This is a genomic window from Spiroplasma endosymbiont of Eupeodes luniger (assembly GCF_964019525.1).
Classification (GTDB): Bacteria; Bacillota_I; Bacilli_A; order Mycoplasmatales; family Nriv7; genus Nriv7.
The window spans coordinates 959,137-974,356 of sequence record NZ_OZ026453.1 but is presented as its reverse complement, the minus strand read 5'-3'; the positions used below and the strand labels follow the sequence as shown (position 1 = coordinate 974,356).

The following is a 15,220-nucleotide window of genomic DNA, read 5'->3' as shown; positions in this document are numbered from 1 at the left end:
ATGAATATTGTTAATATTTTTATTAGTAGTTTATCATTATCAGCACCATTACTATTCGCAGCTATGGGATGTTTAATAATGCAAAAAGCAGGGATTTTAAATTTTGGTGTTGATGGCGTAATGATTTTAGGGGGGTTATCGTATGCAATTGTGATTAAACAATATTTATTTCTTGGTGATAATATTTGTTTTTTAGGTTTTTTTTTAGCATTTGTTATTGGTATGGGATTAGGTTTAATTCATGCGGTATTAACGATTTCTTTAAAAACTAATCAGTTTCTTGTTTCATTTATTTGAAATTATTTGGCTTTAGGTTTGAGTTCGCTAATTTTAATATTTAATTATGGACAAAGAACATTAGATGCTTATGAAATTTTTATTGCTCCAATATTTATCGGATATCCGTTATCTTTAGTTTTTATTTTTAATGTTATTTTAATATTATTTGTTTCTTCTTTTTTCTTTTTAACGCGAATGGGGTTATATTTTAAAGCAGCTGGGAAAAATGCTGTTGTTTTAACTTTAAGTCAAATAAATGTTGTTAAAATTCGTTATTTAGCAGTTATTGTTGGCTTTGGTTTAATAGCATTAGGTGGTGCATTTTTTACAAATCAAAAAGGCACTTTTGATGTTAGTGTTAATAATATCGGATTAATTGCTTTTGCGATTGTGGCATTAAGTCAATGAGCAGTATTTCGCAGCGTATTTTTTACTTATTTAGTAACAATTTTACTTGAATTTAGTGGATTTTTACGACAAGATAATAATAAGTGATGATGGACAATATTACCTTATGTTTTACAATTATTAATTGCTCCACTATTTGCGTTATATGAAAAAAATGATCGGATGCCAAAAATGTTAAATACGCCGTATACGAAGGGAAAAGGTTAAGATGTTAGTTAATTTATTAAAGAAAATAAATATTGTTTGTTCTGATGAACAAATAAAACAATTAGAAAAATATTTTGAATTATTGCAACAATGAAATGAGAAAATTAATCTTACAACAATAATTGGTAAAGAAGAGGTTTATCAAAAACATTTTTTTGATTCATTGTTACTAACAAAAAATGTTGTTTTAGAACAACAATTCATATGTGATGTTGGTACGGGAGCTGGATTTCCTGGAATCGTTATTAAGATTTTATTTCCGAAGATTAAATTGTTTCTTGTTGAAACAATTACTAAAAAGTGTTTATTTTTACAAGCAGTAGTTGAAAACTTATTTTTAAAAGATGTAATGATTATTAATAATCGTGTTGAAAATATTGCGATTCAATATCGTGATTTTTTTGATATTGTTACTGTCAGAGCGGTTGCTCAGTTGAATATGTTATTAGAATTATGTATGCCAATTGTAAAAGTTAAAGGAATGTTTATTGCTTTAAAATCAGAAACTAATCAAGAATTATTTAGTAGTCAAAATGCTTTGAAAGTTTTAAATACAAAGTTAATATCTACTTATAGTAGTAATTGAAATTTTTTAGGTAAAAGAACAATTTTATATTTTATTAAGCAAAAACCGATTGATAAATTATATCCGCGAGATTTTGCTAAAATAAAACGATGACCATTATAATTTTTAACAAACTCTTGTTATAATATTAATATAATTAGGTAAAATATTTGGGAATCTTAAAAAAGGAAGTTAAAATTTATGGCTAAAGTAATTGCAATTGCTAATCAAAAAGGTGGTGTTGGCAAAACGACAACATCAATAAATCTTGCTGCTGGTTTGGGCAGATATGGACAAAAAGTTTTGCTGATTGATTTAGATCCACAAGGAAATAGTACAACAGGAATTGGTACTGATAAAAGTAAAATTGAAAGGTGTATGTTTGATGTTTTAGTTAATGATATTGCTCTTAGTGAAATTATTCAAAAAAATGTTTGTCAAAATGTTGATTTAGCACCAGCAACATTATCATTAGCAAGCGCGGATTTACATTTATTAGAACAATCTAAGGATAAGCAAAATATTTTGTTGAATAAGTTAAAAGGTATTGTTAATAACTATCATTATATTATTATTGATTGTCCACCATCATTAGGATTATTAAATCGTAATGCGTTAAGTGCATCTAATACGGTAATTATTCCGATTCAAGCTGAATATTATGCTTTAGAAGGATTAACACAATTGTTAACTTCAATTAGATTTGTTCAACAAAGAAGTAATAAAAATTTAACTATTGAAGGTATTTTGTTAACAATGTTTGATACTAGAACAAAGTTATCGTATGAAGTAATGCAAGAAGCACAAAAGTATTTTAAAGAGAAAGTATATAAAACTTATATTCCGCGAAATGTTAAAATATCGGAAGCACCATCAAATGGGGATGATATTTTTAGTTATGCCGAAAATTCATCGGGGGCAATTGCTTATATGGAACTAGTTAAGGAGGTATTGCTAAATAATGCCGCAGAACAAGGAATTAATAAGTAAAAGGAAATTATCGGTTAAAGGATTAGATAAGATTTTTGGTGAAGAAATTAATGATTTATTTAGTGAAATTGAAACCAATGATGAAATTAAGCAAAATGCGATTGAAATTTCACTAAATAAAATTCGTAGTAATCCTTATCAACCACGGATTGTTTTTGATGATGCTGAGATTACACAATTAGGACAATCAATTGTTAAGCATGGGGTTATTCAACCAATTATTGTTAAGAAATCAATTAATGGTTATGAAGTTGTTGCGGGCGAAAGAAGAATGCGAGCTTGTAAAAAGGTAGGATTAACTCATATTCCAGCAATTACGATTAATTTATCTGATAAACAAATGATGGAAATTGCTTTAATTGAAAATATTCAACGAGTTGATTTAAATACCATTGAAGAGGCACAAGCATATCGTGATTTAATGAATAAATTAAGCTTAACGCAAGGTGAAGTGGCAATGCAAGTTGGAAAGTCACGGTCACATATTGCTAATATTATGCGAATTTTAAATTTACCGCAAAAAATCCAAGATTATGTTTTAAATGGTCAATTAACGATGGGGCAGGTGAAGCCGTTATTAGCTTTACAAGATGATATGGAATTAGTTTCTCGTTTAAGTGAACGCATTTTTAAAGAAAATTTAACATCTAGAAAAGTTGAAGATATTGTTCGGGCGTATCAATTACAAATTGGTAAGAAAGATAAAAATGAACAAAAAGTTGGCGTTTTGCCAAAGTGAGAATATGCACCTGTTGCTGAAAAAATGATTAGAATTTTAGGAACTAAGGTTGTTATTGATGATAATCGGATTGTTATTAAGTTTTCTAATGATAAAGATTTGAATCGAATTTTGGAAGTTCTTAAAATTATTTAATAGACTTCTTGCATAATCTATTAAAAAAATTACAAATATTTGTAAAAAGACAGTAATAGAAAAATATAATTTTAATTAATTATGTCTTTTATCTAAAAAATTAATATTTTGCCACAACAAAAAACGAATTTATTATTTAAATTCTTTAATTTTAAATAAATCTTTTATGTTAAATTAATAATTGCAAATTATAAATTGAGGCAATTAAATTAAATCTTAAACCAAATCTTTTTCTACGATTACGATATTTTTCTGTCATAATTTTAAATTTTTTAAGAATAGCAAAAATATTTTCAATAATAATTCTCATTTTTTGAAACTAGTCTATTATGTTGTTTTTGTGCTTTATTTAAATGGTTTTTCTTTGTTTTCTTTGTAGGTATTAGAACATTATTGTGAATTTTTTGTATTCCTTGATAACCACTATCAACTATTAATTTGGTATTTTTTAAAATTGGGATTTTTGATTCTTTAAATAAAGCATAATCATGTTTTTTCCCAAGTGAAAAACTTGTTGCAATAATTTTTCTGGTTTCTTGTTCGATAATTACTTGTGTTTTAATGGTGTGTTTTTTCTTTTTACCAGAATAAGATTGTTTTTGTCTTTTTTTTGGGCGTTGGATTGGAGTTTCGGTAGCATCAATAATCTATTTTCTAGTGATAATTTATTAGTTTTACCACCTTTTTTAAATTTTTCTATTTCAGCTACTTGTAAAATATCTAACATTTTATTAAAAGTGGATTTTTTTATTCCTGTTAATCTTAACCATTCTTTATCATTAAGAGTATTAAATTTATTATTGTTCATATTTTGATATCCTCATAAATTATATTTTATAAGAATATTTTAATAAAAAAGGTATCGCAAGAAGTCTAATAATTAAATAATTTTCTGTAAAATAAAGCAGATTTTAAATTTTTATAAATAATAGAAAAATTGCGATTTTATTAAGATTATTGCTATAATTAATAGATAAATATTTGTTTTAAGAAATTAATATTTTATGCTATTAGCATTTTATTTATTTTTATTAATTAAATATTAAATATGAAAGAGGAATAAAGAAATTATGTCTTTAAAAGCAGGAATTGTTGGATTACCTAATGTTGGAAAATCAACATTATTTAATGCCATTACTAATTCTAAAGTTGAAGCAGCAAATTATCCTTTTACAACGATTAATCCTAATGTTGGTATTGTTAAAGTACCCGATAGTAGACTTAATAAGTTGGAAGAAATTTTTCAACCTGAGAAAGTTATTGCTAATAATTTTGAGTTTACGGATATTGCGGGACTTGTTAAAGGGGCATCATTAGGTCATGGTTTAGGTAATAAGTTTTTAGGTCATATTCGTGAAGTTGATGCGATTTGTGAAGTTGTGCGTTGTTTTGATGATAGTAATGTTAATCATGTTGAAACTACGATTGATCCGATTAGAGATATTGAAATTATTAATTTAGAATTAATTTTAGCAGATTATGATATCGTTATTAAAATATTACAAAGATTAGAAAAACTTGTTAAAAATGATAAAAAGCCAGTTTTAGTGAAAGAAATTAATTTATTAAAGAAAGTTAAAGAAGCGTTATTTGATGGTAAACCGATTCGGCGTTTAGAATTAACAGTTGAAGAACTTAATTTGATTAAACATTATAGTTTTTTAACTAGTAAACCAATTTTGTATATTGCAAATATTAGTGAAAAAGATTTAGTGGATAAAACTAATAAGTGAGTTGAAAAAGTTAATGATTATGCTATTGCTGAGAAATCACAAGTTATTGTTATTTGTGCAAAAACAGAATTAGAAATTTCATCGTTAGAAGATAATGATAAAGAAGAGTTTTTAAAATCATTAAATTTAGAAACATCAGGTTTAGATCAAATGATTTCAAAAACATATCGTACATTAGGTTTATCAACATTTTTTACAGCAGGTAAGAAAGAAGTTCGTGCTTGAACATTTAAAAGTGGTATGGAAGCTGTTGAATGTGCTAGTATTATTCATACTGATATTTCTCGTGGTTTTATTAAATTAGAAGTTTATACTTATGATGATTTAGTTAAATATGGTAGTGAGAATGCCGTTAAATTGTCAGGAAAGTTGCGATTTGAAGGGAAAAATTATTTAGTTTCTGATGGTGATATTTGTTATTTCCGTTTTAATGTTTAAAGTCTTTAAGTTATTAGACTTCTTGCATAACCTATTAAAAAAATTACAAATATTTGTAATTTTTTTAATAGGTTATGCAAGAAGTCTAATCTATTTTCTAGTGATAATTTATTAGTTTTACCACCTTTTTTAAATTTTTCTATTTCAGCTGCTTGTAAAATATCTAACATTTTATTAAAAGTGGATTTTTTTATTCCTGTTAATCTTAACCATTCTTTATCATTAATTAAGAGTATTAAATTTATTATTGTTCATATTTTGATATCCTCATAAATTATATTTTATAAGAATATTTTAATAAAAAAGGTATCGCAAGAAGTCTATTGAACATTTTTATGTACAATAAAGTAATTATTATAGTGTAAAATAAATTAGTAGTTAAAAACTAATTTATTTTTTTATATATTAAAAGAAATGGAGATAATAGATGAACAAAATACGATTACGCTATGCACCTAGTCCAACAGGATATTTACATATTGGTGGTGCCAGAACAGCAATTTTTAATTATCTATTTGCTAAACATTATAATGGTACATTTATTGTACGAATTGAAGATACTGATTTAGAACGAAATGTTAGTGGTGGTATTGAGTCACAATTAGATAATTTACGATGATTAAATATTGTTATTGATGAAACTATTGATACATTAGGTAATTTTGGTCCATATCAACAAACTGAGCGCTTACAAATTTATATTAAATATGCTAATGAGCTTGTTACTAATAATTTAGCATATTATTGTTATTGTTCAGCAGAACAATTAACCCAAGTAAAGCAAAAGCAAATTGAGCAAGGAATACCGCCAAGTTATGATGGTAAATGTTGAAATCTTTCTATTAGTGATATTAAAGCAAAAGAAATTTTAAGGATTAAACCAAGTATTAGAATCCGAATCCCAGAAAATAAATCTTATATTCTTAATGATTTGGTACGAAAAGAAGTAATATTTGCTAGTAAAGATATTAGTGATTTTGTTATTATTAAATCAAATGGCGTGGCTACTTATAATTTTGCTGTTGTTATTGATGATTATTTAATGAAAATTAGTCATGTTTTACGAGGTGAGGAGCATTTATCTAATACTCCAAAGCAATTAGTAGTTTATGAAGCTTTTAATTGAACACCGCCAATTTTTGGTCATTTACCATTAATTGTTAATGAAAATCGGAAAAAATTGTCAAAACGCGATGGGACAATTGTACAATTTATTAGTCAGTATCGCGAATTAGGATATTTACCAGAAGCGTTATTTAATTTTTTTGTTTTATTAGGTTGATCACCACCAGATACGCAAGAAATTTATTCAATATCGCAATTAATTGCTATTTTTGATGAAAATCGTTTTAGTAAATCTAGTAGTTTGTTTGATGTTAATAAACTCAATTGAATTAATAATAAATATATTCAAAAATTAGATGCGATTGCTTACTGAGAATTATGTTTGCCATTTTTATGTAAAGTTTATGAAATAAAAGCATATCCGTTAGTTTGATGACAGGAAGTAGTTGCTTTGTATCAGCAAGAATTAATTTATGGGCAACAAATAAGTAGTTTAGTTGCGATGTTTATTGAAGATGATATTGTGGCTACGGAGGTTATTGAATATTTAAAAACTAATAATGTTTTATTAGTCATTAATAATTTTAAGCAATTAATTCAAAATTTAAAGCAATGAGATGATGATAGTATTAATGACATTATTACTACAATTAAAAAAGAACAAAATCTTAAAGGTAAAGACTTATTGATGCCAATTAGAATTGCTAGTTCAAAACGAATGGTAGGACCACAATTAGTAAAAACAATTAAACTTTTAGGTCAAAAAAAAGTAATGAATAATATTAATGAAATATTAGAAATATTTAATAGGGTGGGGTAAGATGATGAGTCAATGAATGGTTCGTGATAGTATTTATGGTAATATTAATGTTCAAGAATCAGTTATTATTGCTTTAATTAATAGTAAAGAGTTTCAACGCTTAAGAAGAATTTTACAATTAGGTGGTGGACAATTTGTTTTTCCTAGTGCTGTTCATAATCGCTTTAGTCATTCATTAGGAGTTTATTATTTAATTGATAAAATTTTTAGAAATTCTAGTTTTGATAATGTATCTAATGAAGAAAAAACTTTAACAAAAATTGCTGGTTTATTACATGATTTAGGGCATGGTCCTTTTTCTCATAGTTTTGAAAAAGTTTCGCCAATTAATCATGAACAATGAACGATTGCCATTATTCAAAATGAACAATCGCAAATTAATCAAGTTTTAAAAGCATTTAATATTGATGTGCAAGCTGTTTGTCAAATTATTGCTAAAACTCATCCTAATAAAATTATTTTATCATTAGTAAGTTCTCAACTTGATTGTGATCGGATGGATTATTTGTTAAGAGATTCATATCATACAGGTGTTGAATATGGAAATTTTGATATTGATTGAATTATGGAAAATTTACGAATTATTAATAATGAAATTGTTTATGATGAAAAGGCATTATTTGCAATTGAAAATTATTTGTTAGGTCGTTATCATATGTATTGGCAAATTTATAATCATAAAGTTGGAATTAGTTTTGATTATTTATTAGTAAATATTTTTAAACGCTTAAAATATTTATTTACAAAAAATTTTAAGTTTAAAACTGATATTGCTTTATTTGCACCTTTATTACAAGAAAATAATTCAAAACAATTAAATGTAAGTCATTATTTACAACTTGATGATTATAGTTTAATGAGTCTTTTTAGTTTGTTAGCTAAAGAAGAAGATAATATTTTGCAAGATTTAACAGACCGCATTATTAATCGAAGATTTTTTAAATTAATTCCTAATGTCAATGCTAATGATTTAAAAAACTATCAAAAATTATTAGTTGCAGGAAATTATGATTTAGATTATTATTTAATTATTGAAGAATTTAATCAGCCAACATTATATCAGCAAGATTTAATGGAGCAACCAATTAAATTAGTTAATAAAAATGATGTAGTATTTAATTTAGAAAAAAAATCTAAATTGATTAATACTAATGAACAAAGTAGTAAACAAGTTGAAAAACAACAATATGTATTATTACCAAAAGAAGTTTTAGTACAAACATAGATTTAGAAGGAGATAATATATGTATAAGTCTTTAGTTGATCTGGCATATGAATTTCTTATTAAGCGAAAACACGCTGGTTTTAAAGAAATTTATGATTATGTTAAGATTGCCAAGGAAACACCAATTGAAGCTGAAGCAAAAGAAATGGTTAATTTATATACTGATATGGTATTGGATAATCGTTTTTTGTTAGTTCAGGATAACGAATGGGGTTTACGACAAGATTATAAGTTTGATGAAATTAAGAAACAATTAGAGTTTTTATTTGCTATTAATGATGATATTGATCCTAAGAAATTAGAAGTTACTGAAATTATTGATGAAGTTGATGATCCTTTTGAAGAAAGCATTGATGATGATGAAGATGAATTAGAAATTGATAGCGATGAAGAAGAAGAAGATGAAGTTGATTGAGATGAAATTGAAAAAGAAATGGAAGAAAATAACTAGTTGTTAGAGTTAAAGAAGGTGAATTATAATGACAAAATATATTTTTATTACTGGCGGTGTAGTTTCCAGTTTAGGTAAGGGAATTGCTGGTGCTTCAATTGGTCATATTTTAAAAGATAGTGGATTAAAGGTTTTTATGCAAAAATTTGATCCATATATTAATGTTGATCCAGGAACAATGAATCCATATGAGCATGGTGAGGTTTTTGTTACTGTTGATGGTAGTGAGACTGATTTAGATTTAGGTCATTATGAACGCTTTATTGATGAAAATTTGACTTGCTATTCATCAATTACTGCTGGTAAAGCATATTTAGAAGTAATTGAAAAAGAACGGAATGGTGATTATGAAGGTAAAACAGTTCAAGTAGTACCGCATTTAACAGATATTATTAAGAATAAGATTTATTTAGCATCAACTGTTAGTAAAGCCGATATTATTATTGGTGAAATTGGGGGCACAGTTGGTGATATTGAGTCATTACCATTTATTGAAACGATTCGGCAAATAAGAATGGAAAAAGGGAAAGAAAATGTGTTATTTATTCATGTTGCTTTAGTACCATTTATTGCTGCTAGTGGTGAATTTAAAACAAAGCCAGTTCAACATTCAGTTAAAGAATTATTATCGTTAGGAATTCAACCAGATATTGTTCTTGCTCGTAGTGAACAAGAATTATCAGCACAATTAATTGATAAAATTTCTTTATTTTGTAATGTTAATCGTAATGCTGTTTTTAGTACTTATGATGTGGATAATATTTATAAAGTACCAATTGTTCTTTATGAACAAGATATTTTAACAACGCTTGCTTCGTTGCTACATTTAAAAATTAAACATAATAATTTAAAGAAATTAAAATTGTTTTTACAAAAAGCTAGTGCTGCTAAAAATAAAGTTATTACGATTTATTTAGTTGGTAAATATATTGAATTGCCGGATGCGTATTTATCAGTTTTAGAGTCATTAAAGTTAGCTGGTTATGAAAAAGGTGTTGAAGTTAAAGTACAATGAGTTAGTGCCAATGATATTGATGAAAATAATTATGAAGATATCTTTAAACATTGTAAAGGTATTATTGTACCTGGTGGGTTTGGTTATCGGGGCATTGAAGGAAAAATATTAGCTGCTAAGTATGCTAGAAAACATCATATTCCTTATTTTGGTATTTGTTTAGGCATGCAAACGGCATTAATTGAATTTGCCCAAGATGTTTGTAAATTACCAGATGCTCATTCTGAAGAATTTTTTCCTGAATGTAAAAATCCGATATTACATTTAATTAGAGGAAAAAACTCAACTGATCATATTGGTGGTACATTGCGATTAGGAAATTATGATATTAGTATTGAAAATAAAACGCATGTTTCGAAATTATACAAGAAAAAGGTTATCCAAGAACGCCATCGCCATCGTTACGAAGTAAATAATGATTATTTGGATTTATTTAAAGAAAAAGGGATTATTTTTAGTGGAATGTTTAAAGAACAATCTTTAGTGGAAATTATTGAATTAAAGAATCATCCGTTTTTTATTGGGAGTCAATTTCATCCTGAATTTACCTCCCGTCCAAGCAAACCAAATCCATTGTTTATTGGATTTATTGAAGCAGTAATTAAAGCATATTAACAAATTTTAATCTTGGAGGACAGAAATGACAAAATTAGTTAATCCAACAGCAATGTTGCAAAAAGCGAGAAAAGAAAATTATGCAATTGCGCATTTTAATATTAATAATTTAGAATGAATTAAAGCAATTTTAAAAGCAGTACAAGAAACTAATAGTCCAGTAATTTTAGGAGTATCCGAAGGAGCAATTAAATATATGGGGGGAGTTAAAACGGTTTATGGATTAGTTACTAATCTAATGGATTTCATTAAGGTGACTGTTCCTGTAGCATTACATTTAGACCACGGTCAAACTGTTGAATCGTGTATTGCAGCAATTGATGCTGGTTTTTCTTCAGTAATGTTTGATGGTAGTCATCATCCTCTTGCTGAAAATTTAAAATTAACTGCCCAAGTAGTAGAATATGCTCATCGTAAAAATGTTGCTGTTGAGGCCGAAGTGGGAACTATTGGTGGTGAAGAAGATGGTGTTATTGGTACGGGGGAATTAGCAACCCTTGATGAATGTCAAGCAATGAAAAACTTGGCGGTTGATTTTTTAGCTGCCGGAATTAACAATATTCATGGTCCATATCCTAAAAATTGGGACGGTTTAAAATTAGATTTGTTAAAAAATATTTCTGAAAATATTTCTTTACCACTAGTATTACACGGTGGTTCGGGAATTGATATGCAACAAATTAAACAAGCGATTAGTTTAGGAATTAGTAAAATTAATGTTAATACGGAATTACAATTAGAATTTCAACAAGCAACCCGACAGTATATTATTGCTGAAAAAGATCAAACGGGTAAAGGTTATGATCCGCGAAAATTATTAAATCCTGGAACTGTTGCTGTTGAGAATAAAGCGAAACAATTATTAGCAGAGTTTGGTAGTTTAGGTAAAGTTTAATTTAAAAAAGAATATTGATATATTAGACTTCTTGCATAACCTATTAAAAAAATTACAAATATTTGTAAAAAGACAGTAATAGAAAAATATAATTTTAATTAATTATGTCTTTTATCTAAAAAATTAATATTTTGCCACAACAAAAAACGAATTTATTATTTAAATTCTTTAATTTTAAATAAATCTTTTATGTTAAATTAATAATTGCAAATTATAAATTGAGGCAATTAAATTAAATCTTAAACCAAATCTTTTTCTACGATTACGATATTTTTCTGTCATAATTTTAAATTTTTTAAGAATAGCAAAAATATTTTCAATAATAATTCTCATTTTTGAAACTAGTCTATTATGTTGTTTTTGTGCTTTATTTAAATGGTTTTTCTTTGTAGGTATTAGAACATTATTGTGAATTTTTTGTATTCCTTGATAACCACTATCAACTATTAATTTGGTATTTTTTAAAATTGGGATTTTTGATTCTTTAAATAAAGCATAATCATGTTTTTTCCCAAGTGAAAAACTTGTTGCAATAATTTTTCTGATTTCTTGTTCGATAATTACTTGTGTTTTAATGGTGTGTTTTTTCTTTTTACCAGAATAAGATTGTTTTTGTCTTTTTTTGGGCGTTGGATTGGAGTTTCGGTAGCATCAATAATAATAGTTTTATCATTAAAATAATCATTTATTAGTGCTTTTTTACCAGCAAGTTGTTGAAAATCAGAGTTTTTAATTAAAATATCTTCAATTCACTTGATATTGCGATAACAATTAGCTTCACTAATTCCGAAATTTTTACCAAGATGAAAATAAGTCTGATATTCTCGTCAATATGATAAAGTCATCAATAATCTATTTTCTAGTGATAATTTATTAGTTTTACCACCTTTTTTAAATTTTTCTATTTCAGCTACTTGTAAAATATCTAACATTTTATTAAAAGTGGATTTTTTTATTCCTGTTAATCTTAACCATTCTTTATCATTAAGAGTATTAAATTTATTATTGTTCATATTTTGATATCCTCATAAATTATATTTTATAAGAATATTTTAATAAAAAAGGTATCGCAAGAAGTCTATTGATAAAATTGTTAATGTAAAAATTACAATTTTAAAAGCTTCGGCTTTTGACAGACATGATAGGCGTGCTGGTTATATAATTACCTCATTTTCTGCTGAAATGCCTCCTTTACCAGAAAAAGATAACGAGCAACCATTACCTATGGAAATAACTAAAAATGATGGTGAATATCAGTATAATCAGTTTCAAGATAAACTTGATTATTTAATGATACAACGCCGAGATTTTGATAAATTTAATTATAGTTATTTATATTGAGTCCCAATTTTTAATTTCTTTGACGATAATTTTAAATATATGAGTGAAATTTCAATTAAATTAAATGGTTTTAAACAAAACAGTAAATTTAGTTTAAGTCGAAAAACTTTGTATGATGATTATATAGCACAAGATATTATTTTTACAGAACTTTCCTTTTCTAGTTTTGGTGATGTTATTACTATAAAAACTAATGGTGTTGACCTTATGGGTGATATTGAGTTTTTAGAGAATGGTAAATTAATTTTAAAATTTGGATCACGAACAAGTTTTGGAGTAGATTTTATTTAATACCTTTTTTGGACGAATTAATTATTATGGTAATACTTTCCATTTTTTACGCTATGATGACAAATTAAAAACTGATTTTAAAGATTTTATGCTCCATTATCAAAAAAATTTAACTATTGATTTTATTAATGGTTTATTTAATAGACTTCTTGCATAACCTATTAAAAAATTACAAATATTTGTAAAAAGACAGTAATAGAAAAATATAATTTTAATTAATTATGTCTTTTATCTAAAAAATTAATATTTTGCCACAACAAAAAATGAATTTATTATTTAAATTCTTTAATTTTAAATAAATCTTTTATGTTAAATTAATAATTGCAAATTATAAATTGAGGCAATTAAATTAAATCTTAAACCAAATCTTTTTCTACGATTACGATATTTTTCTGTCATAATTTTAAATTTTTTAAGAATAGCAAAAATATTTTCAATAATAATTCTCATTTTTGAAACTAGTCTATTATGTTGTTTTTGTGCTTTATTTAAATGGTTTTTATTTGTTTTCTTTGTAGGTATTAGAACATTATTGTGAATTTTTTGTATTCCTTGATAACCACTATCAACTATTAATTTGGTATTTTTTAAAATTGAGATTTTTGATTCTTTAAATAAAGCATAATCATGTTTTTTCCCAAGTGAAAAACTTGTTGCAATAATTTTTCTGGTTTCTTGTTCGATAATTACTTGTGTTTTAATGGTGTGTTTTTTCTTTTTACCAGAATAAGATTGTTTTTGTCTTTTTTTGGGCGTTGGATTGGAGTTTCGGTAGCATCAATAATAATAGTTTTATCATTAAAATAATCATTTATTAGTGCTTTTTTACCAGCAAGTTGTTGAAAATCAGAGTTTTTAATTAAAATATCTTCAATTCACTTGATATTCCGATAACAATTAGCTTCACTAATTCCGAAATTTTTACCAAGATGAAAATAAGTCTGATATTCTCGTCAATATGATAAAGTCATCAATAATCTATTTTCTAGTGATAATTTATTAGTTTTACCACCTTTTTTAAATTTTTCTATTTCAGCTACTTGTAAAATATCTAACATTTTATTAAAAGTGGATTTTTTTATTCCTGTTAATCTTAACCATTCTTTATCATTAAGAGTATTAAATTTATTATTGTTCATATTTTGATATCCTCATAAATTATATTTTATAAGAATATTTTAATAAAAAAAGTATCGCAAGAAGTCTAATAAAACCTATAAAGTTTTAGGTGAGTTTTTTGTACAATTCTTTTACGCAAGTTTTGATATGGATGTTTCTACTTATGTAGAATTAGATTACAAAGGGATGCAACAAATTCCTAAAAATGTTTTACAAATGGGTTTTTTCTATCGTTCCTTAATTACTTTTTATCCCAAACAGTATTTAATTAACTTTAGTTCAACAATTGAAAATAGCAAGAATATGATTTTTCGTTCTTATTTCTTTGTTAAAGATAAACAAATTATCAATGGTTTTAATAGTGGTAAAAGTTCTTATCAAATAGATTTTAATGTTTTAAAAGCATATGATAATCATTTATGAAACGCTACTAGTAATAAACTGCATTTTTACAATGCCAAAGTTGATGTAATGTATGGTATTAATATTTTTACGCTAACTTTTCCACTATATAAAAAGAAAAATGAAAGTACTGAATATCATTATTCTTTATACGATTTTAACATTTTGAATTCAACGGCTTTTATTGGTGGTGGAATAAGTGGTAATATGGGTGACTTAATTCCGGCGCCTAACTGTTCTCTTATTGGGGTTTATTTAGTGCGATATCCTGTGGGATTCAACACGCTTCTGTTAGTGTGCTGAATTGATTACTTAGTCTTTCTGGGATTAATCTTTTAATTCGCCCTATTGCCGACATTGCCAAAACAACGATTAATTTTACCAAAACTGCTTTTCCGGTGTTTGAAGTTATTCCAGAATTTCAGATGTTATTTGAATTTGTAGTGCCCTTAGCAATTTTGCTAATGATATTAAAAAAGTTTTCTTA

General features: G+C 26.0%; 17 protein-coding genes and 1 pseudogene. 12 read left to right on the top strand and 6 right to left on the bottom strand.

Going from position 1 to position 15,220, the window contains the following annotated elements; translation table 4 throughout:
* From AACK86_RS05725 to AACK86_RS05710, 4 genes are all read left to right on the top strand, one after another.
* On the top strand, positions 1-894 hold the full coding sequence (locus AACK86_RS05725) for an ABC transporter permease subunit (RefSeq protein WP_338981821.1): 894 nt from the start codon (positions 1-3) through the stop codon (positions 892-894).
* A gap of 1 nt (position 895) precedes the next feature.
* A complete protein-coding gene (rsmG, locus tag AACK86_RS05720; protein ID WP_338981820.1) occupies positions 896-1,582 on the top strand; it encodes a 16S rRNA (guanine(527)-N(7))-methyltransferase RsmG in 687 nt (228 codons plus the stop codon).
* 78 nt (positions 1,583-1,660) lie between these two features.
* Positions 1,661-2,449: an AAA family ATPase gene (locus AACK86_RS05715; RefSeq protein WP_338981819.1), complete on the top strand. Its 789-nt coding sequence runs from the start codon at positions 1,661-1,663 to the stop codon at positions 2,447-2,449.
* Positions 2,421-3,323, top strand: a complete 903-nt coding sequence (locus tag AACK86_RS05710) for a ParB/RepB/Spo0J family partition protein (RefSeq protein ID WP_338981818.1) — start codon at positions 2,421-2,423, stop codon at positions 3,321-3,323. Before AACK86_RS05715 ends, AACK86_RS05710 begins: the two co-directional genes overlap by 29 nt.
* Positions 3,324-3,492: 169 nt before the next feature.
* Here AACK86_RS05710 and AACK86_RS05705 read toward each other — a convergent pair.
* Positions 3,493-4,131: pseudogene (locus AACK86_RS05705) on the bottom strand (transposase family protein).
* 262 nt (positions 4,132-4,393) lie between these two features.
* On the opposite strand from AACK86_RS05705, the gene ychF reads away from it, so the two are divergent.
* On the top strand, positions 4,394-5,494 hold the full coding sequence (gene ychF / locus AACK86_RS05700; RefSeq protein WP_338981817.1) for a redox-regulated ATPase YchF: 1,101 nt from the start codon (positions 4,394-4,396) through the stop codon (positions 5,492-5,494).
* 5 nt (positions 5,495-5,499) lie between these two features.
* Here the strand turns inward: ychF and AACK86_RS05695 are convergent, their stop codons facing one another.
* Positions 5,500-5,664, bottom strand: coding sequence for a hypothetical protein (locus AACK86_RS05695; protein ID WP_338981816.1), 165 nt, complete (start codon positions 5,662-5,664; stop codon positions 5,500-5,502).
* Positions 5,665-5,921: 257 nt separating this feature from the next.
* Between AACK86_RS05695 and gltX the strand changes: the two genes are divergently transcribed.
* Genes gltX through fba form a run of 5 tightly spaced genes read left to right on the top strand, consistent with a single transcriptional unit; the run spans position 5,922 to position 11,580 of the window.
* Positions 5,922-7,379 (top strand): glutamate--tRNA ligase, encoded by a 1,458-nt coding sequence (gene gltX / locus AACK86_RS05690; RefSeq protein WP_338981814.1) that lies wholly within the window; start codon positions 5,922-5,924, stop codon positions 7,377-7,379.
* Position 7,380: 1 nt separating this feature from the next.
* Positions 7,381-8,604 (top strand): HD domain-containing protein, encoded by a 1,224-nt coding sequence (locus tag AACK86_RS05685; protein WP_338981813.1) that lies wholly within the window; start codon positions 7,381-7,383, stop codon positions 8,602-8,604.
* Positions 8,605-8,623: 19 nt separating this feature from the next.
* Entirely contained in the window at positions 8,624-9,055 is a 432-nt protein-coding gene (rpoE, locus tag AACK86_RS05680; protein WP_338981812.1) for a DNA-directed RNA polymerase subunit delta, read from the top strand.
* 28 nt (positions 9,056-9,083) lie between these two features.
* Positions 9,084-10,685, top strand: coding sequence for a CTP synthase (locus AACK86_RS05675; protein ID WP_338981811.1), 1,602 nt, complete (start codon positions 9,084-9,086; stop codon positions 10,683-10,685).
* 25 nt (positions 10,686-10,710) lie between these two features.
* Positions 10,711-11,580, top strand: coding sequence for a class II fructose-1,6-bisphosphate aldolase (fba, locus tag AACK86_RS05670; RefSeq protein WP_338981810.1), 870 nt, complete (start codon positions 10,711-10,713; stop codon positions 11,578-11,580).
* A 192-nt stretch (positions 11,581-11,772) separates the two neighbouring features.
* Here fba and AACK86_RS08000 read toward each other — a convergent pair whose 3' ends face one another.
* Both AACK86_RS08000 and AACK86_RS07995 read right to left on the bottom strand, forming a co-directional pair.
* A complete protein-coding gene (locus tag AACK86_RS08000) occupies positions 11,773-12,156 on the bottom strand; it encodes a transposase family protein (protein WP_422398385.1) in 384 nt (127 codons plus the stop codon).
* Positions 12,141-12,593, bottom strand: a complete 453-nt coding sequence (locus AACK86_RS07995; RefSeq protein WP_338982632.1) for a transposase family protein — start codon at positions 12,591-12,593, stop codon at positions 12,141-12,143. The genes AACK86_RS08000 and AACK86_RS07995 overlap by 16 nt, the downstream gene beginning before the upstream one ends.
* A gap of 169 nt (positions 12,594-12,762) precedes the next feature.
* Here AACK86_RS07995 and AACK86_RS05660 point away from each other — a divergent pair, with 169 nt between their 5' ends.
* On the top strand, positions 12,763-13,212 hold the full coding sequence (locus AACK86_RS05660) for a hypothetical protein (protein ID WP_338981808.1): 450 nt from the start codon (positions 12,763-12,765) through the stop codon (positions 13,210-13,212).
* A gap of 309 nt (positions 13,213-13,521) precedes the next feature.
* Here AACK86_RS05660 and AACK86_RS07990 read toward each other — a convergent pair whose 3' ends face one another.
* Complete coding sequence (locus AACK86_RS07990; RefSeq protein WP_422398327.1) at positions 13,522-13,914, bottom strand: transposase family protein; 393 nt, start codon at positions 13,912-13,914, stop codon at positions 13,522-13,524.
* Positions 13,899-14,351 (bottom strand): transposase family protein, encoded by a 453-nt coding sequence (locus AACK86_RS07985; RefSeq protein WP_338982632.1) that lies wholly within the window; start codon positions 14,349-14,351, stop codon positions 13,899-13,901. Before AACK86_RS07985 ends, AACK86_RS07990 begins: the two co-directional genes overlap by 16 nt.
* A gap of 127 nt (positions 14,352-14,478) precedes the next feature.
* On the opposite strand from AACK86_RS07985, the gene AACK86_RS05650 reads away from it, so the two are divergent.
* Positions 14,479-15,072, top strand: a complete 594-nt coding sequence (locus tag AACK86_RS05650) for a hypothetical protein (RefSeq protein ID WP_338981807.1) — start codon at positions 14,479-14,481, stop codon at positions 15,070-15,072.
* The last annotated feature ends 148 nt before the right edge of the window (positions 15,073-15,220 follow it).